The following is a 25,624-nucleotide window of genomic DNA, read 5'->3' on the forward strand; positions in this document are numbered from 1 at the left end:
GCGGGCCGGACGGGCCCGCGGGCGGGCCTCACGCCGGAAGCCAGCGCCCGATGCAGGCGATGAGGTCGTTGGCGTCCACCGGCTTGGTGACGTAGTCGCTCGCTCCCGACGCCAGGCTCTTCTCCCGGTCGCCCGGCATCGCCTTCGCCGTCACCGCGATGATGGGCAGCTGGGCGTGGGCCGGGTCCTCCCTGATCGCGGCGGTCGCGGCGTAACCGTCCATCTCGGGCATCATCACATCCATCAGGATGAGGTCGATCTCGGGGTGCTCACGCAGCGCCTCGATGCCCTTGCGTCCGTCCTCGGCGTGCAGGACCTCGATGCCGTGCAGTTCGAGGATGCCGCTGATCGCGTACAGGTTCCGGGCGTCGTCGTCCACCACCAGCACGGTACGCCCGGAGAGGGTGCCGTCGACGGGCCGGGAGGACTGCTGGCGCGTCTCCTCGGCACGTACCAGCGGCAGCACGTCCCCGGGCTCCTCCGCCGACAGGTGCAGGGCGATCCGCTCGCGCAGCTCGTCCAGGCTGGAGATCAGCTCCAGCGGCCGGGTGGTCGACCGGGACTGCAGCTTCTCCTCCTGCGCCCGCTCCAGGCGCCTGCTGTTGTGCGCCAGGACCGGGACGGTCGTCACCGCCGCGTCCCCGTCCATGGCGTCCAGGAACTGCATCGCCGCGTCCTTGGGCATGTCGAGCTCCAGGACGACGCAGTGGAACGGTCCGGCGGCCAGACTCTCGGCCGCCTCCTGGGCGCCCACCGCCGTGATGACCTCGATGTCCGCCGTGCGCTTGGGGAGGTCGCCGCTGCCTGACAGGTCGGCCACCGCGCTCTCGGCGACCAGCGACAGCAGGCCTCTGCTGCGCTCCTCGACGACCAGCAGCCGCCGCTTCTGCCGCGGCGCCGGCGCGGGGCGGGGCGCCGGGCTGCTCAGGGACGGGTCGAGGGCGTGGTCCAGCGCGGTGCGCGACGGGCCGACCGCCACGGTGCCGACCTCCCAGTCGGCCCGCGTCACCGGCAGGTACAGGGTGAACGTGCTGCCGCTGCCCTGCGCGCTCTCCGCGGTGACGGCGCCGCCGAGCAGGTGGGCGATCTCCCGGCTGATGGAGAGCCCGAGGCCGGTGCCCCCGTACTTGCGGCTGGTGGTGCCGTCGGCCTGCTGGAAGGCGCCGAAGATCGCCTCCAGGTGCTGCTCGGGGATCCCGATGCCGGTGTCCTTGACCCGGAAGGCCACCACCGGCCAGCCCCGCTGCACCGAAGGCGGCAGCTCGTTCTCCCCGGCCATCTCGATGCGCAGTTCGACGCTGCCCCGTTCGGTGAACTTCACCGCGTTGGACAGCAGGTTGCGCAGCACCTGCCGCAGCCGCGAGTCGTCCGTCAGCAGGTCGGTGGCCACACCCGGAGCGGTGCTGATGGTGAAGTCGAGGTTCTTCTGCGTGGTCATCGGCCGGAAGGTGGCCTCGACGTAGTCGAGGAGCTGCTGGAGCGCCACCACCTCGGGGTTGATGTCCATCTTGCCGGCCTCGACCTTGGACAGGTCCAGGATGTCGTTGATGAGCTGGAGCAGGTCGGATCCGGCGGAGTGGATGATGCCCGCGTACTCGACCTGCTTCGGCGTGAGGTTGCGGGTGGGGTTCTGCGCCAGCAGCTGGGCGAGGATGAGCAGGCTGTTCAGCGGGGTGCGCAGCTCGTGGCTCATGTTGGCCAGGAACTCCGACTTGTACTTGGAGGCGAGCGACAACTGCTGCGCGCGCGTCTCCAGTTCCTGCCGCGCCTGCTCGATCTCCAGGTTCTTCGTCTCGATGTCGCGGTTCTGGGCCGCCAGCAGCGCGGCCTTCTCCTCCAGCTCCGCGTTGGAGCGCTGCAGCTCGTCCTGCTGCACCTGGAGCTCCTCGGAACGGGCCTGGAGCTCCGCCGTCAGCCGCTGGGACTCGTCGAGCAGCTCGTCGGTACGGGCGTTGGCGACGATGGTGTTGACGTTGACGCCCAGCGTCTCCATCAACTGCTCCAGGAAGTCCCGGTGCACGGCGGTGAACGAGGTGAACGAGGCCAGTTCGATCACGCCGAGGACCTGGTCCTCGACGACGATCGGGAGCACGATCAGGCTGGCCGGCGTGGACTCGCCGAGGCCGGAGGAGATGCTCACGTAGTCGTCGGGCAGCTGCTCGACGGCGATCGTCCGACGGCTGCGCGCCGCCTGTCCGACCAGCGACTCGCCCAGCTTGAAGCGGGCGTGGTCGATGAAGTCGGCGGGACGGCCGTAGGAGCCGACCAGCGTCAGCTCGGTGTCGCCCCTGCTCTCCTCGGCCAGGTAGAAGGCGCCGTACTGCGCCGACACCAGGGGGGTCAGCTCGTCCATCACCAGCTCCGCGACGACGGCGAGGTCGCGGTGGCCCTGCATCAGGCTGGAGATGCGGGCCAGGTTGGACTTCAGCCAGTCCTGTTCCTGGTTGGCCAGGGTGGTCTCGCGCAGGGACTCCACCATGGAGTTGATGTTGTCCTTGAGCTCGGCGACCTCGCCGGAGGCGTCGACGGTGATGGAGCGGGTCAGGTCGCCCTCGGCCACCGCGCTCGCGACCTCGGCGATGGCGCGCACCTGCCGGGTGAGGTTGCCGGCGAGTTCGTTGACGTTCTCGGTCAGGCGCTTCCACGTGCCCGAGACGCCCTCGACCTCCGCCTGCCCGCCCAGGCGGCCCTCACTGCCCACCTCACGTGCCACACGCGTCACCTCGGCGGCGAAGGCGGAGAGCTGGTCGACCATCGTGTTGATGGTCGTCTTCAGCTCCAGGATCTCGCCCCGGGCGTCGACGTCGATCTTCTTCGACAGGTCGCCGTTGGCGACGGCGGTGGTGACGAGGGCGATGTTGCGCACCTGGTTCGTCAGGTTGTTCGCCATCGAGTTGACGTTGTCGGTCAGGTCCTTCCAGGTGCCGGCCACGTTGGGGACCCGCGCCTGGCCGCCGAGCATGCCCTCCGTACCCACCTCACGGGCCACCCGGGTGACCTCGTCGGCGAACGCGGACAGGGTGTCGACCATGGTGTTGATCACGCCGGCGAGCGCGGCGACCTCGCCCTTCGCCTCGACGGTGATCTTCTGCGAGAGGTCACCCCGGGCCACCGCGGTGGCCACCTGGGCGATGGAGCGCACCTGACCCGTCAGGTTGGACGCCATCACGTTGACGTTGTCGGTCAGGTCCTTCCAGGTGCCGGACACGCCCCGGACGGTCGCCTGCCCGCCGAGGTTGCCCTCGGTGCCGACCTCGCGGGCGACGCGGGTGACCTCGTCGGCGAAGGCGGAGAGCTGGTCGACCATCGTGTTGATGGTCTCCTTCAGCTCCAGGATCTCGCCCCGGGCGTCGACCCGGATCTTCTGCGACAGATCGCCCTGGGCGACGGCGGTGGTCACCTCGGCGATGGACCTCACCTGGGCCGTCAGGTTGTCGGCCATCACGTTGACGGACTCCGTGAGGTCCTTCCACGTACCCGAGACGCCCTTGACGTCGGCCTGACCGCCCAGCCGGCCCTCGGTGCCGACCTCGCGGGCGACGCGGGTGACCTCGTCCGCGAAGGCGGAGAGCTGGTCGACCATCGTGTTGATGGTGTTCTTCAGCTCCAGGATCTCGCCCCGGGCCGTGACCGTGATCTTCTGCGAGAGGTCACCCTTGGCCACGGCCGTGGCGACCTGGGCGATCGAACGCACCTGGGCCGTGAGGTTCCCGGCCATGAAGTTCACCGAGTCGGTCAGGTCCCGCCAGGTGCCGGAGACCCCCTTGACGTCGGCCTGGCCACCGAGGATTCCCTCGGTGCCCACTTCCCGTGCCATACGGGTCACCTCGTCGGCGAACGAGGACAGCTGGTCGACCATCGTGTTGATGGTGTTCTTCAGCTCGAGGATCTCGCCGCGCGCGTTGACGGTGATCTTCTGGGAGAGGTCGCCCTGCGCCACGGCGGTCGTGACCTGCGCGATATTGCGGACCTGGTCGGTGAGGTTGCCGGCCATGAAGTTCACCGAGTCGGTCAGGTCGCGCCAGACGCCACCGACCCCCGGCACCTCGGCCTGGCCCCCCAGCCGGCCCTCGCTGCCGACCTCGCGGGCGACGCGGGTGACCTCGTCGGCGAACGCGGAGAGCTGGTCGACCATCGTGTTGACGGTGTCCTTCAGCTCCAGGATCTCGCCCCGGGCGTCCACGTCGATCTTCTGCGACAGGTCGCCCTTGGCCACCGCGGTCGCGACCTGCGCGATGTCGCGGACCTGGGTGGTCAGGTTGCCGGCCATGGCGTTCACCGAGTCGGTGAGGTCCGCCCACGTGCCGGACACCCCCGGGACCACGGCCTGTCCGCCCAGGGTGCCCTCGGTGCCGACCTCCCTGGCGACGCGGGTCACCTCGGAGGTGAACAGCGACAGCTGGTCGACCATGCCGTTGAAGACGGTGGCGATCTCGCCGATCAGCCCGTCTTCCTCGTCGGGGAGCCTGGTACCGAAATCGCCGTCCCGTACCGCCGTGAGACCGGCCAGCAACTGACGCAGCTCGGACTCGCCCACCTTGCCGCTCCCGCGAGACGACCGCGACCGCGGTACGGCACGGGAACCTTCGACCGCAGTCTCAGCCATGACCAACCTCGTTCCGCTCAAGATGCGCGACGAAAAGACCGAACAGACGCACGCCCGGATGCCCGGGTGGCCCCATGCCACTCTTTCGACACTTAACCATTGCCGTACGACAAATACGCCGCAGGCTAACTCACGCGGCATCAGCAGGGCAATCGGACCCCGTGTCGCCCTTCTCGCCGGCCATGGCCGATTCGGGCGCCGACCGCGCGGACCCCCCGTGCCCGGCCGGCCGCCCTGCGGGAACACCCCGTGCCGGGACACCCCGTGAATGAGCGCCCCTCGCCGGGGAAGAAGCGCGGCCAGGAAGCACAACTCTACTGACCAGGCCCCCCGCGGGGGTCGGACCGAGGAAACCTCATGGCCGGAAATCTGTGGGAGTACCCGTCCGTCGTCAGCCGGATTGATGACGCCCAGCTCGTCGGCTACGGCGTCGAGGCGACGGACGGCGGCATCGGCAAGGTGGACGAGCACTCCGACGAGGTCGGCGCCGCCTACCTCGTGGTGGACACCGGACCGTGGATCCTCGGCAAGCGCGTGCTGCTGCCGGCCGGCACCGTGACGGAGATCGACCTGGAGTCGTACACGATCCGCGTGGACCGCACCCGGGAGGAGATCAGGAACGCTCCCGAGTTCGACCCGGACAAGCACCCGGGAGACCCGGAGTTCCACCGGCTGATCGCCGGCTACTACGGGGGTCCCGCCATCTGACGCATCCCGCCGCCGCGCTCGACACACCGCCGCTGTCCCCGCCGTCTCCGACGCCTTCGTCGTCACCGTCGCCTCCGACGTCACCGGGATCCCCGGCGACCGCGACGGGACCGCCGGGCCCCCCGAGGTCCTCCACGGCGCGGCGGAAGCCGCCGAGGCCCGCGGTGAGCGCGGCGCGTACCGCCGGGGCCATGGCGTCGACGACATCGAGGAGCGCCGCCTCGCGCCGCGCCCGCAGGTCGTCCAGATGGGAACGGCCGCGTGCGGAGAGTCGCAGTTCCACCTCCCTGCGGCTGGCACTGCCGGGGGAGCGCTCGATGTACCCGAGCGCGTCGAGGCGGTCGCACATCCGGCTCACGGAGGACGGCGCCGACCCCAGGACGTCCCCGAGCGTGCGCAGGTTGATCGGCTCGTCACGGTCCAGGACGTACAGCACGCGCAGCTGCGAGGAGGACACCGGGGCCGGCGACGTCAGGTCGCGGCCCCTGTTCCAGAGCACCTCGAGCAGTTCCGTCACCTCGCGGGCGGGGCGCGTGGCGGTATTCCGGTCGCCGCCCGCGGAAGTGTCGAAACGCATGGCGCCAACTGTGACACTTGACCATGGCCTTGTCAGTGGCGGAGACCCAAGAGGCCGTCGCTTCCTTCTCCGCGACTTCTCTTCCCGAACAGGTGGTGAGCGAACGATGGAAAGATTCGCGGCCGTGGAGCGCGCAGTGCGCGACGCCCCGCCCCACGCCCTCCTCGAGGCGGTGAGGGACGTGCTCGCCACCCACTACACGGCCGTCTCCGTCGACCTGCTCATGGCCGACTACGCGATGACCACGCTCCAGCCGGTCAGCGCCCTCCCGTACACCACCGAGCCCCTCCCGGTGCACGGCAGCGCTCCGGGGCGGGCCTTCGGGTCCCAGCAGCCCCACGTGGAGAAGAACGCCCCGGACGGCGATGTCATCGCGCACTTCCCGGTCAGCGTGCGGGGCGACCGCGTCGGCGTCCTCACGGTCCGCCTGCCCGCTGGCCGGTGCACGCCCCGGGCCGAGGAGGAGCTCCAGGGCGTCGCCCAGCTCCTCGGCCGCGAGATCGTCCTCGCCGAGCGCGAGACCGACCTCTACCTCCAGGCCCGCCGGACGGGCCGGCTGACCCTCGCCGCCGAGATGCAGTGGCAGCTGCTCCCCGGCTCCTCCTCCTCGCGTCCCGAATACGAGATCGGGGCGCAGCTCGAACCGGCGTACGCGATCCACGGCGACAACTACGACTGGTCCGCCTCCGCCGACCACCTCACCCTGACCGTCACCAACGGCATGGGCGAGGGGGTCGAAGCGGCCCTCCTGACCAACCTGGCGATCAACGCGCTGCGCAACGCCCGCCGAGCGGGCCTGTCGCTCGCCGACCAGGCCTGTCTCGCGGACCAGGCCGTCCACGGCCACTACCACGGGGTGTCCCACCTGGCGGTGCTCCTCCTGCGGTTCGATCTCGTGACCGGCGAGGTCGAGGTGGTGGACGCCGGTTCGCCGAGAATGTGGCGCCTGCGCCAGGGAAAGGCGGAGCCCATCCCGTTCGAGGCCCAGCTTCCGCTCGGCATGTTCGAGGACACCATGTACTCGGCGCAGCGCTTCAGCGTGGAGCCGGGCGACCGTCTGTTCTTCCTCAGTGACGGCGTGTACGACGTCGCCTCGCCGGCCGGTGAACGCTATGGCGAGAAGGCCCTGATGCGGGCGATGACCGCCACCCGCCTGCTGCCGCCCTCGCAGGTTCCGCGCGCGGTGCTGCGGGAGCTGGCCGGCCACCGCGGGACCGAGGACGCCGACGACGACGCCCTGGTCGTCTGCCTCGACTGGCGCGGCCGCCGGTAGGGCCGACGGCCGCCGCGGGGGCGGTGGCCGCCGGGGCCGCGCCCGCTCACCAGGGCGGGACGCCGGCCGGGGCGGGCACGCTCACCAGGGCAGGAAGACGTGCACCTCCTTGCCGTCGTGCTGGAGGAGCACGTTGACCGTTCCGAGGGCCTGCACGATGTGCCAGCCCAGCCCGCCGGGCTTGCCGGCCCTCCTGGACGGCACCGGCTTCGGCGGCGCCGGGTTGCTGTCCCGCAGCATCACGTGCACCCCGTCGAACGTGCGGCGTACCCGCAGGGTGAACGGGCCGGGCGCGTACTGGATGGTGTTGGCCGCCAGCTCCGTCACCACCAGCAGGATGTCGTCGCGGCTGTCGGCCTCCGCGGGCGGATCGGCGGCCGCGAGGCCGTCGAGGAACACCCCCGTCGCCAGCCGCGCGTCCGTGACGTCGCCCAGCTCTCCCGCGAAACGCACACTGAGCCCTTCGGCGATGTCGCCGTCCACTCCGTTCCAGTCGTCACTGAGCGGTCCCGAGACCATGCCCGACCTCCCACCTGTCCGTCTGGCGTGAATTGTCCGCCTTCCCGGTCACCGGTCGTCTACTCGCACCGGCTGCCCGTCTCACGCGACTGGCAGATGGCCGGCCTGCCGCCGGGACCGGAGACCTCTCCGGGCCCGGCGGCGACCGGACGAACACGTGCCGGCTTGCGTTCGGGGCGCCGTCACGAGTAACCGCTGACGCGCCCGTCAATCGGACGACATCGCGGGGCGCGCCCGGAGTCGCGGAGGGGACCGGCCGGGCACGCGGGATCAGATCGTCATCGACTCCTGGAGCCAGCGGCTGATCCGGTACGGAAGCCACCAGGCGAGCGGGCCCACGTCCAGGACGAGGTCCTCACCGCGGAAGTCGTCCAGCACCGCCCGGGGGACGGACCGCGCGGGCGCCCCGTGGGCGAGGGTCTCGATGGCCCGCTCGTACTCCGGCTCGTCGGCGGTGAAGCGGCGCAGCTCGCCCCAGCGCCGGTCCCGGATCTGCACGAAGCCGGGACCCTTGCGCCACAGGCACTTGCACAGGTAGTGACCGCGCCGCCACGCGCGCAGGGCGTCGTCGGCCCCGTCCGGCCCCTCGATGCGCCGGGGCGGCTGGAGGTGGCTGAGCACCCGCCACCCCTCACCGGCCGCCGGGTCGAGGCGGAGGTCCCACTCGACGAGGACCGCCCGGGCCGTCAGGTCGCGCACCAGGCACAGCGCGCCGACGGCCGCCGCGGCCCGGTCGGCGTCCGGAGTACCCGCCAGGTCGACGACGCCCGGCAGCCGCACGCGCCGGGCGCCGAGGTGCCACAGCCGCTCACTCTCCCCCTCGGCGGGCCCGGGCAGGGCGAGTTCGCCGAGGAACATCCCGGGCAGCCGGCATGCCTCGGGGTCGTAGTCCCGCCAGGCGAGGACGGCGGGCGGTCCGCAGGTGGTGCTCATGGGGCGTACTCCTCCTCCGGGCGCGGTCATACGTGGACGGGCTCGGCGGGCGTGTCCGCCGCCGCGTACGTGTGGCGCATGAAGTCCAGTCGCAGCAGGTCCTCGTTGACGGCGGCGGGGGCGATGTGGACGTACTGCCCGCCGTCGGTGAAGACGATCCCGAGGGCCAGCCAGGCATCGAGGAGCCGCCGCACGCCGGCCTCGTCACGGGCGGCGCCCGGCACCTTCCGGGCGGCCTTCGCCGTGAGGGCGGCCGGGGTGTGCGGCTGGTCGAGGAGGCGGAAGACCGCCTGCTCGAAGCGGTCGGTGACCTCCAGGGTGCGCCAGTCGAAGGCGCGGCGCCGGGAGACCAGCACGATCCGGTCGCCCAGGTCGGCATGGGTGAGCCGGGCGTCGGCGTGGTGCTTCTTCCAGGCGCCGAGCGCGTCGTTGAGCGCGGTGACGGTCGGCTCGCCGATGCCGCGCGGCGGTGCCTCGAAGACGTAGGCCAGGTCGTACAGCTCCTCCTCCGGCAGGTCGTAGGTGAAGCGGTAGTGCTCCTCCGGACGCAGACCGGTGAACCCGAGTTCGGGCCGCTCGAAGTAGGGGCTGAAACGCTCGATGGCGATGCGCGCCGACAGGTCCACCGGCGGGTCCAGATGTTCCAGGGCCGGGATCTGCGCGATCACCGGCTCGTAGTCGCGCTCCGTCTCGCCGGGGAACCCGTGCAGGTAGTTCCACGCGACGGACAGGCCCGTCTCGGCGCCGTCGCGGAGCATGCGCACGTTCTGGCAGCCGCTGACGCCCTTGTCCATCAGGTCCAGGACCCGGTGGTTCAGGGACTCGATGCCCGGCTGGACGTAGATCATCCCCGCCCGGGCGAGCGTACGGAGCTGCTCGCGGCGCATGTTGGCCTTGATCTCCACGTGCAGCCGCAGGTCGTACTCGCTGTCGATGATCCTGGGCAGCACGGTCGTGAGGTAGCCCATGTCGAGGATGTTGTCGACGAGGTACATGTCCAGGACCCGGTGGCGGCGGGCCAGCTCGACGATCTCCTCGTAGAAGGTGTCCGGGCTCTTGGAGCGGAACTCCATGAAGGAGCCGTTGAGGCCGCAGAAGGTGCAGTGGTGCTTCTCGCCCCACCAGCAGCCGCGGGCGCCCTCGACGACGAGCTTGGGCTCGACCCAGTTGCGGGCCACGGAGGCGGCCAGGCGCTCGAAGTAGCCGCTGTAGTCGGGCGGCAGGATCGCGGCGGGCGGCAGCGGGCGGGTGGCCATCGGGTTGACGAGGCTCTCCCCGCCGGGGCCGCGGTGGCACAGGCCCGGCACCCCGGAGAGGTCGGACCCGTCGGCGAGGGCGGTGAGCAACCGCGGGAAGGCGGCCTCGCCCTCCCCGCGCACCACATGGTCCACGAAGGGGAAATTGCGGTGGACGGCGGCGCCCTGGGCCCCGTCGCAGTTGGCCCCTCCCATCACGGTGACGATGTGGGGGGCGAGCCGTTTGACCCGGCGGGCGGCGGCGAGCGCCGCGGTGTTCTGCTGGAAGGTCGAGGTGAACCCGACGACGTCGGGGGCGTACTCCACGATCCGCCCGGCGATCTCGTCGACGAACTCGGGCACCACGTGGTGCAGCGCCCGGGTCATGGCCATGCGCGACTTCTTGAGCTTGCCGCGCATCACCGCCGTGAACTCCTCCTCGCGCCACCGGGGATCGTCGTAGAGGGCGGAGGAGAACACCCAGTCGCCGCAGCCCATGAAATAGGACGACAGGGCGTAGTACTCGTAGTCGTCGCCGCTGAATTCGGTACGGGCGGTGATCCAGTCGGTGAATTCGAGATTGGCGTGCAGTATCTCGGCCTCGGCGCCGGGCACGCGCTCGTCCACGCTTCGTTTGAGTATGCCCAGCGCGAGGGACGGGAGGTCGATGGGCGACCAGGGCATGTTGACCAGCAGCACACGCATGTCGGCTCCTCGGGGATCGGGGGACCGGCCGGCCCGGCGGTGCACCACCGGGCCGGCCGGCACGGGTCAGTCCTCTTCCGCGTCCTCGGCGTTGCGGAACGGGACGGTGACGGTGATGCCGACGCTCGGCTTGCGGTTCTCCTCGTCACCCGCGAGCGGGTCGTTGTGAATGACGTCCTTCTGCATGAGACCTTCTCCTTTCCGTGGTGCGTTCGGTGGTGCGGTGCTCCCCGCTCCGGGTGGAGCGGGGCGTCTGGGGGCGGCGCGCCGGGCCGCGCAGTTCCCGGTCGAGGAAGACCACGGCTCGGCGCAGTACGGCGACGTGGTCCCCGCCGTCGTAGCCGTCGTGACCGGAGTCGAGCCACATCGCCTCGTGGCGGACCCCGGCGGCGCGCAGCGCGGCGAGGTAGCCGCGGACCTGACCGGGCGGGCACTTGGCGTCATGGGTGGCCGCGGCCACCAGCAGCGGGGCCCGGACCGCGGTCACGTACTGGATCGGGGAGCTGCGGGCGTACCGGTCGGGCACCTCGTCGGGGGTGCCGCCGAAGAGCCGTTCGTCCAGGGCGCGCAGGGCGGGCGTCGTCGTGGCGTATGCGGCCGCGCAGTCGGCGACGGGCTTGACGGCGACTCCCGCCCGCCACAGGTCCGGGCAGGTGCCGAGGGCGAGCAGGACGAGGTAGCCGCCCCAGGAGGTGCCCCACAGCCCCACGGCGTCGGGACGGATCAGCCGGCGGCCGACCAGGTCGGCCCGGACGGAGACCAGGTCGTCCACCTGGGCGAGGCCGACGCCCAGTCCCGAGGCGCGCCGCCAGCGGGGCCCGTACCCGGTGGACCCGCGGTAGTTGACGCGCGCGACGGCGAAGCCGGAGGCGACGAGGGAGTGGACGACACCGTCGTAGGCGTCGCGGTCGTGGTCGGCGGGTCCGCCGTGCACCAGGAAGACCGCGGGGGCGGGGGCCGGGGCCGGGGTTCCGGGTCGGGCGGTCGCTCCGGCGGGTCCGGTGGGGATGGCAGGTCCGGTGGGTCCGTGGAGCGCGGGTGTGGTGGGTGTGGTGGGTTCGGTGAGTGAGGCGGGCTGTCCGGGCAGGCTGAGGAGGGTGTGCACCGGGCCTTCGGGGCCGGGGGTCCACAGGTCGCGGTGCGTGCCGGGGACCGGGTCGGTCACGGTGGGCAGGGGCGGCAGCGGCGTGCCGCGCGAGGAGCACAGCCTCGGCGGGTGCGCGGTGTCCGTCCACAGGTAGTGCAGGTCGCCGCCGCGGCGGGTCGCGGCGTCCAACAGGGTGCCCGCAGGGGTGGGGACGGTGGTGAGGGTCCGGTCGTCGAGACGGGCGCGGCGCAGGGCGGAGCGGCCGTGACGGTCCTGGCGGACCAGTACGGAGCGCCCGTCGGCATCCCAGCGGGCGGTGATCTCGGTGTCGAAGGCGCACCAGTCGTGGGTGACGGTCCCGGTGCCGGGCCGCCAGGTCTCGACGACGTACCGGTCGTCGCGTTCGCGGACCAGGAGGAGTTCCTCGTCCGGTCCGGCCGGCGCGAAGCCCAGGGCCCAGAGGCGGCCGGAGCGGTCACCGCCCGGCAGGACCGCGCGGACGGTGCCCCCGGAGGTGAGCACGGTGACGCCGTCGGCCCGGCCGACGGCGAGCAAGTGGCCCCGGGGCGTGATCCCGGTGAGGGTGGCGTGGCCGTCTGTGTGGGCGACCGTGCGGGCGGCGCCGCCGCGCGGGCCGAGGTGGACGCTGGTGGTGCCGCCGTGCCCGACGGCCAGGGCGACGGTGCCGTGGTCGCTCACCGCGAGGCCCCGGGGGAGTCCGGAGGGTACGCCGGAGAGCCCCGGCAGGTCCGGGCCGCCGGCGAAGGGCTGGAACCGCCAGTGGCCGCGGCCGTGCGCGTCCTCGTCGAACCACCACACGTGCGCCTCCCGGTCGATGGCGCCGTGCAGTGTGCCGCGGGGCCGCCGGGTGACCTGCCGGGCTCGCCGGGTGACGGCGTCCCAGGTGAACACCTCGCAGCGGCCGTCGGCGTCGGCGGTGAAGACCATCCTGGCCGGGTCGGCGGCGCACACCTCGGGCAGCGCCGCCCGGTAGACCCGGTAGCCGCCGGTCATCCGGCCACCTCCGCCGCGAGGCCGCCGCGCACCGAGCGCCGGGAGGTGTGCGCCGCCAACAGGACGAGCACCGACCCGCAGGCCAGCGCGGGGGCGGACGTGGAGACCCGGTCCGCGAGCACCCCCGCGAGGACCGGCGCCAGGGCCGCGCCGCCCGTCGTGGCGGTGGCCAGGACCGCACCGGTGCGCGCCTGCAAGGCCGGTGCGGTGACCTGGAGGGCGCGGGCCTGGAGCACCACGGAGGCGAGCGGCATCAGCAGGCAGACGAGGCCGAACAGCACCCCGTACGCCCAGGCTCCGACGACCGGGGCGAGCGTGGCCGGCGCGACGGTGAGCGGGACGAGCAGCCAGCTCACGCCAATGACCGCGCGGGAGGCGCCGAATCGTTTCGCCAGCCCCGGGGCGGCGAGCGCCCCGGTCAGCCCGGCGGCACCCGAGGCGGCGAGGACCGCGCCGAGGACGGCGCCTCCATGACCGTCGCGCTGAAGGGCGAACACGGCGCCGAAGTAGAGCGTCACGACGACGACGTTGACGGTGGCGCTCCACACCAGGACGAGCCGCAACGGCGGCGAGGAACGTACCAGCCGCAGCCCGGCCGCCCCCTCGCGCAGCAGGGCCTTCCCGCGTCCGCCTCGGCCTTCCCCGCGGTCTTCCCCGCGGTCTTCCCCGCGTACGGGCGGCGCGGCGGCTGCCGGCCCGTGCGACTCCGGCGCGGCGAGGTCCGCCCGCATCCCCCGTACGCACAAGGCGCTGACGACGTACGACAGGGCGTCGGCGAGGAACGGCAGCGCGCGGGCGACCTGGTAGAGCGCGCCGCCCAGGGCAGGGCCGACGATCAGCGCGCCCTGGTCGGCGGCGGCCAGGCGCCCGATCGCCCGCGGGAGTTCCGCCTCCGGACAGATCAGGGCGACCGTGCCGCGGGCGGCCGCCTCGAAGGACGCGGTGGCCACCCGCTCGACCAGGACGACGGCGACGAGCAGGCCGAGTGGCGGATCGCCGGCCACCAGGGCGAGCGTCACACCGCCCATCGCGAGGGCGGAGACGGTCGCGGCCCCGAACATCACCCGCTTGCGCGCGCCCCGGTCGGCCGGCACCGCGACGAACGGGCCGACGAGGAGTCCGACGGCGGTGGAGAGACCGGCGATCAGGCCGACCACCTGGGCGGAGTGCCCGAGCCCGAGGAGGAGCAGGGGGAGAACGGCGCCCGACGCCTGGGTGCCGACGCCGTCGGCGGCGTTGGCCCACCAGAGGAGCCGGAAGTCGCGTGCTTTCGAACGGGGGTGGGACGGTGGTGCGGTTGACGCGGGCCGTTCCACGGAGCACCTCACCGATTTGGCGAAAACGTGCAGGAAGTGTGCGGGAAACGAAACGAGCGGGATCTTAATCACGCCCCGACGAGCGCCACAAGACGTCATTGCGAGTGGCCGAATTCATGCAGGGGAGCGGCCGGGAACACCCGCTCGGTCGCGAAAGGAAAGAGGGGGAGATCATTCCGTTGGCTGGCGGGAAAAGGGCCCTCCCTCACAGGCGAAACGCGGAACCCGCTGGGGGGAGCGGCTGGAAACAGTGGTGCGGATGGCGAGGTGACGGCGCGGGCGGTTCTGGCCGCCGCGCAGCCGTACGCGCGCCGCTTTCGGCCGAGAACGCTCGCCGTCGCGGTGGGGCCGCTGCCGCTGCCGTGGTCGTGGCCGCCACCCTCACCGTCGTGTCCGTCGCCGGGGAGGTGGGCCTCCGGTCCGGGTGCACCGCTTCGGGCGCACCGCGTACAGGCGCACCGCGACCGGTGGGGGCGTGCCGGGGGTGGACGCGCTGCCGGCCCGACTCCGGCCGCGAGGGCTCCGGGCGTTCGGCGGTGCGCGAAGGGTTGACGGGGTCCGGGACGCCTCATAACTTCATGGCTTGAGCTAAGCCTTTACCTTTATCTGGCCGTCGATGTGGGGCCGCCGTCGCGTCGTCCGGGTGTGCGCGGCGACGCCCGCATGTGGCCCGCCGCGGCTCTCACCGCGCCTGGGTGCGGCCGGCCCCCCACGAAAGGAAAGTGTCAGGTCCACGACATACAGCGACGGGTGTCGTCGCTCGCCCGGCGGGCCGTTCACCGGTCACGCCGCCTGCCCCACCGCACCCCCGGCTCCCGCGACCTGCCCGGCCCGCGCCGGCGTCGCCGCTCCGGCGGCCGGCGGTCGTTCACCGTGCTCGCGGTCGGCGCGCTGGTCGCCGGCTCCCTGGTCCTCTCCGGTCCCGGCACCGCCCGGGCAGCGGGCGAACGGGTCGACGTCTGGCTCACCACGACCTCCGACGCCGGGGGCCGGACCGTCACCCGCGGGCTGGCCCAGCAGTCGCCGCTCGCGTTCGGTCCGGCGGGCGGCACGGCGAACCGCACCATCACCGTCGACGAGAACACCACCTACCAGCGGTTCGAGGGCGGTGGCGCGTCGATCACCGACACCACCGCCCATCTGCTGCGCGGCGGAGCGATCAGCGCGGCGACCCGCGACGCGGTGATGCGCAGGCTCTTCTCACCGACCGACGGCATCGGCCTGTCCTTCGTACGCAATCCCATCGGCGCCTCGGACCTGTCCCGGCCCGGCCACGTCTCGCTGGACGACACCTGCTGCGACCTCGCCGACTTCGGCGCGAACGGTTACGACACCGGCGTACGGCTGCTCACCGCCCAGGCCCGGCAGCTCAACCCCGCCCTGCGGGTCAAGGGAGTGCCCTGGAGCGCGCCGGGCTGGATGAAGGACAACGGCCGGATGGACCAGATGGGCTGGCTGAAGTGGGAGTACTACCCCCTCTACGCCCAGTACCTGGTCAAGTACGTCCAGAGCTACCAGGCAGCCGGAGTGAAGGTCGACTACCTCTCCGTACAGAACGAGCCCAACTGCTGCCAGGCCACCAACCCCACGGCGATGGACTACCCGGGCATGAACTGGAACCCGTCCGGGCTGGCCGAGTTCACCAAGAACCACCTCTATCCCGCCTTCCGGGCGGCCGGCATCACCACCAAGGTCCTCGTCCACGACTGGAACTACGGCGACTACGCCGGCTTCGGCTCCGGAGTCCTGAACGACCCCGCGGTGCGCAACGACCCGCTGTTCGGCGGGATCGCCTGGCACGGCTACTTCGGCGACCCCGCCGTGGGCACCCAGGTCCACGACCAGTACCCGGCGGTCAAGCAGTTCAGCACCGAACACTCCGGCGGGACCTGGATCGCCGACCAGCACAACGAGGACCTGGCCGACATCGTCGGCTACGCCCGCAACTGGAGCGGCAGCCTGGTCAAATGGAGCCTGGCCCTCAATCAGAACATGGGCCCCCACAACGGTGGCTGCGGCACCTGCACCGGTCTCATCACCGTGCACGAAGGCGGTGCGCGGGCGGGGCAGGTCGACTACACCGTCGAGTACTACACCACCGGGCACCTGACGAAGTTCGTCAGGCCGGGCGCGTACCGCATCGACTCCACCGCCGACGCCACCGTCCAGAACGTGGCCTGGCGCAACCCCGACGGTTCCAAGGCTCTCATCGCGCACAACGGCGGCGGCGGCAGCCAGTCGGTCCGGGTGAACTGGGGCGGCCAGTCCTTCACCTACACCCTGCCCGCCCGCACCACCGCCACCTTCACCTGGGCGGGAACGGCCGGCGGGGGCGCGGCCACCGGCACCTTCACCGGCCTCGCCGGGAAGTGCCTGGACGTCGCCGGCGGAGCCACCGCGGACGGCACCGGTGTCCAGCTGTACACCTGCAACGGCACCGCCGCCCAGCGCTGGACGCTCGCCGCCGACGGCAGCGTGCGGGCCCTCGGCAAGTGCCTCGACGTGACGGGGGCGTCGACCGCCGACGGCGCCCGGGTCCAGCTGTACACCTGCAACGGCACCGGTGCGCAGCGGTGGTCGTACAACGCCACCACCCACGACCTGGTGAACGTCACCGCCGACAAGTGCCTCGACGTCACCGGGAACTCGCCGGGCGACGGCACCCCGGCGCAGATCTGGAGCTGTACCGGCGGGGCCAACCAGAAGTGGACCCACCATCCCTCCTGAGCCACCGGACCGCCCGAACGCCCTCGGGGCGCCGCACCGCTTCCCGGAACGCCCCGCCGGGCCGCCACCCGGCCCGGCGGGGCGTTGTCAGTGGCCGGTCCTAGAGTGAACACGTCGGCGCCCGTCCGCGACGGGCACCGGCACACGGCGGCGCGTCATGCCGCCGTGCGCTCAGGGCACGGGACGGGGGGCACGGCCATGGAATGGATCGCGGTCGAGGGTACGGGGGAGGGCTCCGCTCGGGCCGCCCACGAGGTGGCGCTGGACGCGTACGCGGAGCCCCGCCCCGTGCTGGTGTGCCGCAACGCGGCGGGGCGAATCCTCAAGAAGGTGCCGCCGAAGGTGCGCGCGAGCAAAGAGGCGGAACTGCTCCAGGCACTGGCCGACTGGCTCGCCGACCACGCGGAGGGCGCGCGCTCGGTGGCGGAGCGCTGGATGACCCGCTCGCTGCCGGTCCCGGCGACACTGCTGCACGCCGTGTGGCCGGACCCGTACTGGCAGCGCGCGCTGCGCCACCTGGTGGTCGCGCCCCACCGGGCGGACGGCTCGGCGGACGTGGCACGCGCCGGACTGCTCGTCGAGGCCGGGGCCGGCGCGGGAGGCGGGCTGCGGGTGGTGTCGCCGGAGGGGGAGCTGCTCCTCGACGAACCGTTGGTGACGGTCCCGCATCCGGTGCTGCTGGACCCGGACGGTCGGGGGCTGCTGGAGCGGTGGCGATCCCTGCTCGACGCGCACGGGGGCGAGCAGGGCGTGGAGCAGCTGCACCGCACGGTGTGGTGGCGCCCCCGCGCGGCACCCGCGTCGCGGCACGGCCGGCGGGGTGTGGACGCGTTCGACGGCGCCGAGTTCGACAGCGGGGCGCGCTTCGAGCGGGCGGTGTCCCGGTTCGGCGGGCGCATCCGGGGCGAGACCGCCCACTTCGAGGTGCACGCCGGCCGCACCCGCCATCCCCTGCGGATCGACCTGCGGTGGCAGGGGCCGATGAGCGGCACCCTCATGAACGACGTGTACTGGGGCCCGCGCGGCGAGACCAGGGAGGGTGCGGGGGCGTTCGACGACATCCCGCTCATCGCCTGGTCGGAGGGCATGCGCACGGCCGCCCACCTGTACGACGCGCGGGACGGCGGCTACCACCAGGAGGAGCGGCCCGACGCGGCCGCCGCGTACCACCTGTTCCTGGCCCGGTGCGCCGGGACCGCGGCTGCGGCGGGACCGGAATCCGCCGCTGACGCGGCCGGTCGTACGGGCACGGCCCGCGGAGCGTGGGGGGACGCGGAGCTGCTCGACGCGGGAGGTGTCGCCCCGGGCACACCGCCGGACGCCGCCGTCGGCGAGGACGCGCTCACCGTGTGCCGGTACGACTGGCCGGCGCTGGAGGACGGCGCCCGGATCGTGCGGCTGGTGCCCCGGCGGGCGGCCGGCGCCGAGGACGCCGTGGCCCGGGCCCTGGGCCTCGTGCCCGTACCGGACGGGAGCGCGGGACGGGAGGCCGTCGGGCGGGTGCGGTCCGCTCCGCTCGGCTTCCTCGCGCGGGTGTGCCGCGCCGAACCCGCCGCCGCGCACCGGGCGATCGGACTGCTGAAGCAGCTCCGCGCCTGCGCCGCGACGGCGGTCGCGAAGCCCGGGCGCGCGGCCAAGGCGCTCGAAGCGGCCGTCCGGCCACTGGAGAAGCGGGCGCCGAGGCTGATGGCCGCCGCTCTGGAGGAGGGCGCGCGGATCATCGCCGAGGCGGGCAGCCCCGCCATGGCCCAGCCGCTGTTCGCCCGCGCCCGCGAGGTCGAGCGGCACAGCGGGGAGACCATCGACGAGGACGCCCTGATCGAGTCGTTCGTGGAGTGCGCGGCGGCGGGGGCCGTGTCGAAGCGTGCCCTGGCCGACCACCGCGAGGCCCTCGCCGCCCGTCTCCCGGCTCCCCGTGCGGCCCACTGCTACCGCGGGCTCGTACTGTCCTGGCACCGGGCCGGCCTGCCGTCGAGACCCGAGTTCGCGGACACCCTCCTGGACCTCGCCGGGGGCACCGCACCGGTGGACGAGGAACACCGGGCGCTGTTGTGCGGCCTGCTGGCGCACGGTGGCATGGACGACGCCACCATGGACGCCTGGGACGGCTGGGCGCCCGTCCTTTCGGCGCTGCTCTCCGAGGGCCGGGTCGCACCGCACGAGCTGCTCACCCTGACCGCCGCGCCCGCCGGGGGCGGGCGGGTGGCGCTCACGGAGGCGGCGGCGGGCTGGCTGCGGCTGCTGCGCGAGACGGGCGCGGTCGCGCTGCTCACCGGAGCGGCGGGCGCGCCGGGGGACGGGGGCGGCGGCGCCGGCCCGGCGGTGGACGCGGAGGGCGTCCGGGCCTGGCTCAACCGCTTCGCGCAGCGCTACCGGGGCCTGCGGCCACCGGTGGAAGGACTGGCTCGCCTGCTCGAGGGCATCGGCGCGCGGCTGCGCGCCGAGGGCGCCGACCACCGGGCGCTGCCGGCCCTGCGGATGCCGGACACCCAGGCGTCGTCGCGTGACCGCTGTGTCGACCTGGGCCTGCTCGACGCACTGCTCGCGGCCGGGGTCCCGGTGCGGGACACCGGGACCGAACCACTCGGATTCCTCGGCTGGCTCGGCCGGGCGAAGGGCGACGATCTCCCGCACGTCACCCGGGACGTCCGCTTCGCCCCCCGGCTGGCGGCCGAACTGGCCGACCCGCCGGGCACCCTGTCGATCGGTCACCGCCCGCCGCACCCGCTGACCCGCGACACGGGACGCGTCAGGACGCTCACCGCGAAACCGGCCCTGCGCGCCTTCGCCGTGGACCTCCTCCGCGAGCGCGGCCGCCGCGCCTCCGAGGGCGGTGTGCTGCCGCTCCACACCGCGCTGTGCGGGCTGGAGCCCTTCGCCGTCCCGGCGGCCCGCCGGCACGTCGCCGACGAGGTGGAGCGCGTGCTCGCCCTCGACCCGGCCGTGGCCCTGGCGCACACCCTGCGTTCCGGTGTCCCCGACGAGTGGGGGTTCCCCGACGCCGACGAGCAGTGGCGGACCGGCGACTGGGCGGAGGTGCGGGACGGCGGTGACGCCCTGCTCCTGGTGGGAAGCGGCCGGGCGGTCGCCGTGGGCCGTGACGGGGTGCGGGCACGGTGGGAGGACGAGACGTACGACTACCGCAAGCCGTGGCACACCGGCGTCCGGTGGGAGGACGGCACGTTCGTGACCGCCCCGATCGAGGGGGGCCGCCGGGTCAGCTCCCTGACGGAGCCGTCCGGCCGGGAGACGGTGCTGTTCCCCGGGGACGACCGGCCGCGAACCGTGCACCTCGTGGCCGGAGACATTCTGGAGTACGGCGAACTGCGCTGCCCCGACGGCACCGTCACAGCGGCCTGGGCGCTCGCGGGTCCCGCGGCCCGGGCGCTGACGGGCGACGGGGTGCTCGGGCGCCGGCACGGCCGGTGGACGGCGGGTTCCCCGTTCGCTCCGCCCCCGGGCTGGTGGCATCTGCTGCGTCCGCGCGACGAGGCCGGCTCGGCCCGGTTGCGTACGGTCGACACCGCCACGGCGGAGTGCCTCCTCGACGCCGTGGGAACCTCCGTGCGCGCCTCCGTGGAGGAGCTTGCCGGTGCGCGTTCCTGGGCGCGGGGCGTCTTCGACACCACGGAGCGGGTCTGGTCGGAACTCGGAGAGGCGATACGGCTCACACTGCCGGAGGTGACGGACGACCGTCTGGTGGACGGCCTCGCCGGAGTGCTCTGGTCCGCCGTCGAGTGCCAGGGACTGCGCGCGCGCATGCGCGGCGAATGAGGGGTGTGCCCCGTCCCGGCGCGGCGCACCGCGCGGGCGGCCGCCGCGCGGGACGTCCGATGTGTCCGGCCGTCAGGTGGTCGGCCGTCAGGCGACGGGAGGGGGCGAGGGGTGGTCGCATCATCTTCGGTCCCGGATCCTCGAAACCGCAAAAATTCGCCTGCGCATTCTCCATTACGTATATCTACGCGGATAGTTGAGCTCGATGGCGCGTCGGCGCCCAAGGGGTCCCGTGTCGCCCCTCGACCCTCTTGCGGACGCGAGGCCGGTCTGTGGAACAGCCTGGACCGCTGAGCGCTCGGGGGTATGAGAAACGGCGTTGAGCAGGGCAGATGCCTGCGATTCATCGCTTTCTGGCGCCAGTTGGCAAACTTTCGCAACCCCACCTCTTGCGGGGGCGACGACCCGTCTGTCACATTCACCACAGCCGAAATGGCATGCACGCGACAGGCTTACCCCGGCCGGAGCGTGCGTCCCTGCCGCATACCTATGCGGCGCTTGTGGTCCTCACCGAGGACGTTCCCACCCCCACACAATGGAGACGAACGTGCGAATAGCCAGACTGGCCCCTGCCCTCGCGATCGCCGCCCTGTCCGTCTTAGGGCTGGCTCCCACGGCGTCGGCGCAGGCATCGCCCGCCCCCGCCGCCCCGGCCGTCGCCCCCGGCGCCGAAGTCCAGCCGATCATCGGCGGCGGCTACGCCGGCAACGCCCCCTGGGCGGCCCGCCTCTTCTCCAACGGGCGGCAGACCTGCAGTGCCACGATCATCGCTCCCACCTGGATCCTCACCGCCAAGCACTGCGTCGGCGGCGGCGGACTGTCGTTCCGCATCGGGAGCCTCGACCAGACCACCGGCGGCACCGTCGCCAACGGGATCAGCGTCCAGAACCACGCCTCCGCGGACCTGTCCCTCGTCCGGCTCGACCGCTCGGTGTCCGGCACCTACGCCCGCCTCGGCCAGCCGGGCTCCGTATCGGTGAACCAGACCGTCCAGGTGTACGGCTGGGGCGCCACGTACCAGTGCGGCTCGGAAGCCAACTGCCAGTCGCAGTACCTGAAGGTCGCCGACGTCATCGTCACCGGCGGCTGCCGCGACGCGTACAACGGCTCCGCCATCTGCGCCCGGCGCGGCAACGGCATCACGGCGGGCGGCGACTCGGGCGGCCCCATGATGGCCAACGGCGTGCAGGTGGGCGTCGCCTCCACCAGCGACCGCCAGACCACCACCGCGTACACGAACGTCACGGCGTACCGCTCCTGGATCCAGAGCGTCGCCGGCGTCTGACCCGTCACGGCTCCCCGAGGGGGCCCGACCGCATGGCACCGCCCTCCACCGCGCCGCGGTGGAGGGCGGTCGCCGTGGCCCGCGCCCGTGCGTACCGGCGGTCACCCCTCGTCCGCGCCGCTTCCCCCGGCGGAGCGCCGCCGCGCCCGGGTCACCGCCAGGACGCCTCCCGCGATGGCGATCACCGCGATGGCCAGCGCGATACTGACACCGCCCTCGGTGTCCCAGTACACGTCCTCGAGGCTGATCAGCAACGCCGCCTCGTCCACCACCAGGGCCAGCCCGACCCCGTAGGCCAGCCCCATCCACGCGCGCGCCCGCGCGGACCGCTCGACCAGCCCGGCAGCACCCACCGCCACCAGCAGCAGGATGCCCCAGACGTAATGGTGGAGGTGGACCCCGCCGGCCTGGACGTCACCCACCCCGGCCACATCGATGTGGATGAGCCAGGTCAGCAGACGCATCCCGCCGAAGGTGAGCGCGAACCCCCACCAGGCCAGCACGAAACCACGCCGCTCGGGGGAGATGCCCGGCAGGAGGCGCAGCCAGGGGGACGGACGCTCCGTGTCCTGACGCCGCGAGCCGCCGGACGTCCTCGTCGCCTTCACGTATGCCCTCCCGCGGTGAATCGCTCGATCAGCTCGGCCACGGCACCCGGCGCGCTGTAGTGCGCCGCGTGCGCGGCCCCGGGGACCTCGGCCGCGCGCCCGTCGCCGACCACGCGTGCCACGCGCCGGGTCCAGTCCCTGGACGCGATCGTGTCACCCACGCCGCGCACGACCAGGGTCGGCGCGACGACCCGGGCCAGATGCCCCTCGAATGACCCGGCCGCGTCCCGCAGGGCCTGCCGGAAGGAGGCGGCGAACCGGAGAGGGCCGGTCACCAGGTAGTCGCCCGCCGCCAGCCCGAGCAGGGCGAGCGGTTCGCGGGGCGCGTCCGCGAGGAGCCGTCCGCACTGCCGCCAGCCACCGGCGCCCGGTTCGAGCGCCGGACCGACCATCACGACGCGGCGGACCAGGTCCGGGTGGCGGGCGGCGAAGGCGGCGACGACCTGACACCCCACCGAGTTGGCCACCAGCAGACTCGGCCCCAGGGCCAGCCCGTGATGCCAGCGCCGCAGTGCGCCCGCGAGCTCGCCGATGTCCGGTGCGCGGCGCACGACGCCCCTCGACCGCGCGTTGCCCGGCAGGTCCGGCACCAGCACGGTCACCCCGCCCGCCGCGAGCCGCCGTGCGAGCGGCACGAAGTACCGCCCGGAGAGCCCTAGTCCGTGCACCAGCACCACATTGGGGGCGCCGGCCCGCGGCGGTGGGCCGAACCTGCGGGTGAAGATCCCGGTATGTGTCGACGACTGTTCCATCCTTCCACCCTCCCCCGCCCCGGCCCGTTCACCGCCCGGACCGCGCATTCGGCGCAGAACGGGGGCGGAGCCGCTCCCGCACTGCCCGCCGCCGGGGGTACCGGGACACATGGTTAGACATCCCCCTCCGCGACGGCCGGCAGGTGGACCTCCGGCGGATCGTCCCGCACCCCATCGGGGAGACATCCCGTCACAACGGGCACCTCGACATCGCGCGCCGGCGTAAACCGTTTCGTCCGCACGGTGGAATTTTCAACCATCGGTCGTGGTTGACGGCGCCGAAGGAGGTCACCAGTGGACATGACCCACAGCGTCTCCAGCGACGCCTACTACGGCCACGGGACACCGGCCGAGCGCTGGGAGCGGGCGCGGCTGTTCTTCGAGGCCAAGGAGTACGCCGTCGCGGCACGGGTGCTCAGCGGACTGGTCGAGGAGGAGCCCGGGCAGACCGGGCCGCGGCTCCTGCTGGCCCGCGCCTACTACCACTCGGCCCAACTGGCCCGCGCGGAGGCGCAGTTGCGCGTCATCGTGGAGCGCGACCCGGTCGAGCACTACGCCCGGATGATGCTCGGCCGCACCCTGGAGCGCCAGGGGCGCACCGAGGAGGCACGGTCCCACATGCGTGTCGCCTCGGCGCTCGCGGGTGACTTCGGGGACCTCTGAGCCGCCCGAGCCGCCGCAGGGCCCGTACGGGTCGGCGAGCCGTCCGGCGGGCCGGCCCCGGCTCCGGCGGGCGCCACGCCGTCCGGTCCCGCGCCCGCCGGAACCGGTCTCGCGCCCGCCGGGCACCGGCCTCCGGCCCCGGCCGGCCCCGGGCCGTTGCCCGGCCACGCGACGAACGCGTCAGAGTTCTTCGTCCCGGGCCAACGCCGCCCAGGCGATCCCACGCAGACCCGGATCGGCGGCGTCGCCGGACGGGACGTCCGTGGTGGACTGGAACCAGACGACCGCCAGCACGGAGCGGTACGCCACCGGGTCGTGGCCGGCGGTGACCGCCGAGGAGCGGAAGGCACCGACACAGGCCACGGGCGGCAGCACCTCGACGGGTCCGAACCCGCCGGCGGTCCCCTCCGGGCGGTCGACGGCCGGTGGAACGAGGTGCACCGGCGCGTCCGCGCCGAAGGCGCCCTCCGCGCTCAACAGGAGGCGGCGGATCACCATGTCGTTGACCAGTCGGCACGGATAGCCCTCCAAGAAGCCGCCGTACGTCGAGGACATCCGCACCTCCCGCAGCTCGACGTGACGACCGCAGGTGAGAACGACGGTGCTCAGCGACATGGCGCCACCCTACGCCCGGGACTCCCGACGATCCCCGCCGAGTGAATCCCGCCGGCGGCCCAGGATCGGGAGCCCGAACCCGGGTCGCCGCCGGAACCGGCCCCGTGCCCGCCGGAACCGGCCCCGTGCCCGCCGGAACCGGCCTCCGGCCCCGGCCGGACCGTCCCCGGGCCACCCGTGGTGCGGCGCGGCTCCGGGGCGCCGATCGGTGCGTGCCCCGGGGCGGATGCCCGACGGCTGGCGGGTGATCTCCGGCGTCGCGGCCGACAGGATGGCCCGCATGGATCCCGAACTCGAAGCGTTCGTCCCGCTGTTCCCGCGGGTCGACATGAACGACCCCGTGTCCGACCGCGAGAGCTTCGCCGAACTGGCGGCGGGGCTGCCGCCGCCCGACACCTCGGACCTGGAGGTCGAGGACCGTACCGTACCCGCCGATCCGGACGTGGCGGTGCGGATCTACCGGCCGCGGCGGGCCCGGGGCGCCGTCGTCTGGCTGCACGGCGGTGCGTTCGTCATGGGCAACCTGGACACCGAGCACCCGTGGGCCGGCCGGCTGGCCACGGGCTCCGGTGCGGTGGTGGTCTCGGTGGGATACCGGCTGGCCCCCGAGAACCCGTTCCCCGCCGCCCTGGAGGACGCGTACGCTGCACTGGCCTGGACGGTCGAGCACGCCGCCGGGCTCGGCGTCGACCCGGAGCGGGTGGCGGTCGCCGGCCACAGCGCCGGTGGCTCCCTCGCGGCCGGCCTCACCCTGTACGCACGCGACCGGTCGGGGCCGCCGATCCGGTTCCAGGCGCTCAACCAGCCCGGGCTCGACGACCGGCAGGAGACCTGGTCGCAGCGGCACTTCACCGACACGCCCTGGATGAACCGCGACCGCATCGCCGCGGCGTGGCGCCACTACCTGGGCTCCGCGCCCGCAACTCCGTACGCCGCCGCCGCACGCGCCACCGACCTGTCCGGGCTGCCGCCCGCCTACATCGCGACCGCCGAACTCTGCCCCAACCGCGACGAAGGCATCACCTACGCCCTGCGCCTGCTGCGGGCGGGCGTCCCCGTGGAACTGCACCAGTGGCCCGGCACCTTCCACGGGTCGCAGGCGATCCTGTCCGCCGAGGTGTCGCAGCGGCAGATCGCCGAACTCGGCGCCGTGCTGCGCCGCGCCCTGGCCTGAAGGCCCGCACCGCCGAGGCACGGGGAGGGCCCCCGTCGCACTCATCGATCAGG

At 73.2% G+C, this 25,624-nt stretch carries 16 protein-coding genes and 2 pseudogenes; 8 read left to right on the forward strand and 10 right to left on the reverse strand.

Features of this window, described 5'->3' with window-relative positions; genetic code table 11:
- Positions 1-28 precede the first annotated feature (28 nt).
- Positions 29-4,498: pseudogene (locus tag IE109_RS20005) on the reverse strand (HAMP domain-containing protein); the annotation flags it as partial.
- A gap of 465 nt (positions 4,499-4,963) precedes the next feature.
- Here IE109_RS20005 and IE109_RS20010 point away from each other — a divergent pair.
- Complete coding sequence (locus IE109_RS20010; RefSeq protein WP_189552293.1) at positions 4,964-5,314, forward strand: PRC-barrel domain containing protein; 351 nt, start codon at positions 4,964-4,966, stop codon at positions 5,312-5,314.
- Here IE109_RS20010 and IE109_RS20015 read toward each other — a convergent pair.
- The gene (locus IE109_RS20015; RefSeq protein ID WP_189552294.1) at positions 5,220-5,891 is read right to left on the reverse strand and encodes a MarR family winged helix-turn-helix transcriptional regulator; all 672 of its coding nucleotides are present in this window, start codon (positions 5,889-5,891) and stop codon (positions 5,220-5,222) included. The genes IE109_RS20010 and IE109_RS20015 overlap by 95 nt on opposite strands.
- 106 nt (positions 5,892-5,997) lie before the next feature.
- Between IE109_RS20015 and IE109_RS20020 the strand changes: the two genes are divergently transcribed.
- Positions 5,998-7,164 (forward strand): PP2C family protein-serine/threonine phosphatase, encoded by a 1,167-nt coding sequence (locus tag IE109_RS20020; RefSeq protein ID WP_189552295.1) that lies wholly within the window; start codon positions 5,998-6,000, stop codon positions 7,162-7,164.
- A gap of 81 nt (positions 7,165-7,245) precedes the next feature.
- On the opposite strand, the gene IE109_RS20025 is transcribed toward IE109_RS20020, so the two are convergent.
- The 5 genes from IE109_RS20025 to IE109_RS20045 form a co-directional block, all read right to left on the reverse strand.
- Positions 7,246-7,683, reverse strand: a complete 438-nt coding sequence (locus IE109_RS20025) for an ATP-binding protein (RefSeq protein ID WP_189552296.1) — start codon at positions 7,681-7,683, stop codon at positions 7,246-7,248.
- Between the two features lie 270 nt (positions 7,684-7,953).
- A complete protein-coding gene (locus IE109_RS20030; protein WP_189552297.1) occupies positions 7,954-8,616 on the reverse strand; it encodes a DUF5825 family protein in 663 nt (220 codons plus the stop codon).
- Between the two features lie 26 nt (positions 8,617-8,642).
- Positions 8,643-10,556 (reverse strand): RiPP maturation radical SAM C-methyltransferase, encoded by a 1,914-nt coding sequence (locus IE109_RS20035; RefSeq protein WP_189552298.1) that lies wholly within the window; start codon positions 10,554-10,556, stop codon positions 8,643-8,645.
- Between the two features lie 145 nt (positions 10,557-10,701).
- Positions 10,702-12,657, reverse strand: a complete 1,956-nt coding sequence (locus IE109_RS20040; RefSeq protein WP_189552299.1) for an alpha/beta hydrolase family protein — start codon at positions 12,655-12,657, stop codon at positions 10,702-10,704.
- The gene (locus tag IE109_RS20045; protein ID WP_229891286.1) at positions 12,654-13,973 is read right to left on the reverse strand and encodes an MFS transporter; all 1,320 of its coding nucleotides are present in this window, start codon (positions 13,971-13,973) and stop codon (positions 12,654-12,656) included. The genes IE109_RS20040 and IE109_RS20045 overlap by 4 nt, the downstream gene beginning before the upstream one ends.
- Before the next feature lie 873 nt (positions 13,974-14,846).
- On the opposite strand from IE109_RS20045, the gene IE109_RS20050 reads away from it, so the two are divergent.
- The 3 genes from IE109_RS20050 to IE109_RS20060 all read left to right on the forward strand — a co-directional run bounded on the left by IE109_RS20050 (position 14,847) and on the right by IE109_RS20060 (position 21,759).
- A complete protein-coding gene (locus IE109_RS20050; protein ID WP_373297741.1) occupies positions 14,847-16,700 on the forward strand; it encodes a lectin in 1,854 nt (617 codons plus the stop codon).
- Positions 16,701-16,898: 198 nt separating this feature from the next.
- Entirely contained in the window at positions 16,899-20,474 is a 3,576-nt protein-coding gene (locus IE109_RS20055) for a DUF4132 domain-containing protein (RefSeq protein WP_189552301.1), read from the forward strand.
- 547 nt (positions 20,475-21,021) lie between these two features.
- Complete coding sequence (locus IE109_RS20060) at positions 21,022-21,759, forward strand: S1 family peptidase (RefSeq protein WP_189552302.1); 738 nt, start codon at positions 21,022-21,024, stop codon at positions 21,757-21,759.
- Between the two features lie 101 nt (positions 21,760-21,860).
- On the opposite strand, the gene IE109_RS20065 is transcribed toward IE109_RS20060, so the two are convergent.
- Complete coding sequence (locus IE109_RS20065) at positions 21,861-22,367, reverse strand: hypothetical protein (RefSeq protein WP_189552303.1); 507 nt, start codon at positions 22,365-22,367, stop codon at positions 21,861-21,863.
- The gene (locus IE109_RS20070; RefSeq protein WP_189552304.1) at positions 22,364-23,119 is read right to left on the reverse strand and encodes an alpha/beta fold hydrolase; all 756 of its coding nucleotides are present in this window, start codon (positions 23,117-23,119) and stop codon (positions 22,364-22,366) included. The genes IE109_RS20065 and IE109_RS20070 overlap by 4 nt, the downstream gene beginning before the upstream one ends.
- Between IE109_RS20070 and IE109_RS34065 the strand changes: the two are divergent.
- Both IE109_RS34065 and IE109_RS20080 read left to right on the forward strand, forming a co-directional pair.
- Positions 23,101-23,328: pseudogene (locus IE109_RS34065) on the forward strand (hypothetical protein); the annotation flags it as partial. The gene IE109_RS20070 and the pseudogene IE109_RS34065 overlap by 19 nt on opposite strands.
- A 91-nt stretch (positions 23,329-23,419) precedes the next feature.
- A complete protein-coding gene (locus IE109_RS20080; protein ID WP_189552305.1) occupies positions 23,420-23,782 on the forward strand; it encodes a tetratricopeptide repeat protein in 363 nt (120 codons plus the stop codon).
- Positions 23,783-23,962: 180 nt separating this feature from the next.
- Here the strand turns inward: IE109_RS20080 and IE109_RS20085 are convergent, their stop codons facing one another.
- Complete coding sequence (locus IE109_RS20085) at positions 23,963-24,397, reverse strand: hypothetical protein (protein WP_189552306.1); 435 nt, start codon at positions 24,395-24,397, stop codon at positions 23,963-23,965.
- 280 nt (positions 24,398-24,677) lie between these two features.
- On the opposite strand from IE109_RS20085, the gene IE109_RS20090 reads away from it, so the two are divergent.
- The gene (locus tag IE109_RS20090) at positions 24,678-25,571 is read left to right on the forward strand and encodes an alpha/beta hydrolase (RefSeq protein WP_189552307.1); all 894 of its coding nucleotides are present in this window, start codon (positions 24,678-24,680) and stop codon (positions 25,569-25,571) included.
- Positions 25,572-25,624 lie beyond the last annotated feature (53 nt).

It is taken from the genome of Streptomyces lavendofoliae (assembly GCF_014649735.1).
Taxonomy (GTDB): Bacteria; Actinomycetota; Actinomycetes; order Streptomycetales; family Streptomycetaceae; genus Streptomyces; species Streptomyces lavendofoliae.

What these genes read in the sequence shown, in the direction of transcription:
- IE109_RS20010 (WP_189552293.1), top strand. Translation starts at nt 4,964, where the DNA reads ATGGCCGGAAATCTGTGGGAGTACCCGTCCGTCGTCAGCCGGATTGAT.
- IE109_RS20015 (WP_189552294.1), bottom strand. Translation starts at nt 5,891, where the DNA reads ATGCGTTTCGACACTTCCGCGGGCGGCGACCGGAATACCGCCACGCGC.
- IE109_RS20020 (WP_189552295.1), top strand. Translation starts at nt 5,998, where the DNA reads ATGGAAAGATTCGCGGCCGTGGAGCGCGCAGTGCGCGACGCCCCGCCC.
- IE109_RS20025 (WP_189552296.1), bottom strand. Translation starts at nt 7,683, where the DNA reads ATGGTCTCGGGACCGCTCAGTGACGACTGGAACGGAGTGGACGGCGAC.
- IE109_RS20030 (WP_189552297.1), bottom strand. Translation starts at nt 8,616, where the DNA reads ATGAGCACCACCTGCGGACCGCCCGCCGTCCTCGCCTGGCGGGACTAC.
- IE109_RS20035 (WP_189552298.1), bottom strand. Translation starts at nt 10,556, where the DNA reads ATGCGTGTGCTGCTGGTCAACATGCCCTGGTCGCCCATCGACCTCCCG.
- IE109_RS20040 (WP_189552299.1), bottom strand. Translation starts at nt 12,657, where the DNA reads ATGACCGGCGGCTACCGGGTCTACCGGGCGGCGCTGCCCGAGGTGTGC.
- IE109_RS20055 (WP_189552301.1), top strand. Translation starts at nt 16,899, where the DNA reads ATGGAATGGATCGCGGTCGAGGGTACGGGGGAGGGCTCCGCTCGGGCC.
- IE109_RS20070 (WP_189552304.1), bottom strand. Translation starts at nt 23,119, where the DNA reads ATGGAACAGTCGTCGACACATACCGGGATCTTCACCCGCAGGTTCGGC.
- IE109_RS20080 (WP_189552305.1), top strand. Translation starts at nt 23,420, where the DNA reads ATGACCCACAGCGTCTCCAGCGACGCCTACTACGGCCACGGGACACCG.
- IE109_RS20085 (WP_189552306.1), bottom strand. Translation starts at nt 24,397, where the DNA reads ATGTCGCTGAGCACCGTCGTTCTCACCTGCGGTCGTCACGTCGAGCTG.
- IE109_RS20090 (WP_189552307.1), top strand. Translation starts at nt 24,678, where the DNA reads ATGGATCCCGAACTCGAAGCGTTCGTCCCGCTGTTCCCGCGGGTCGAC.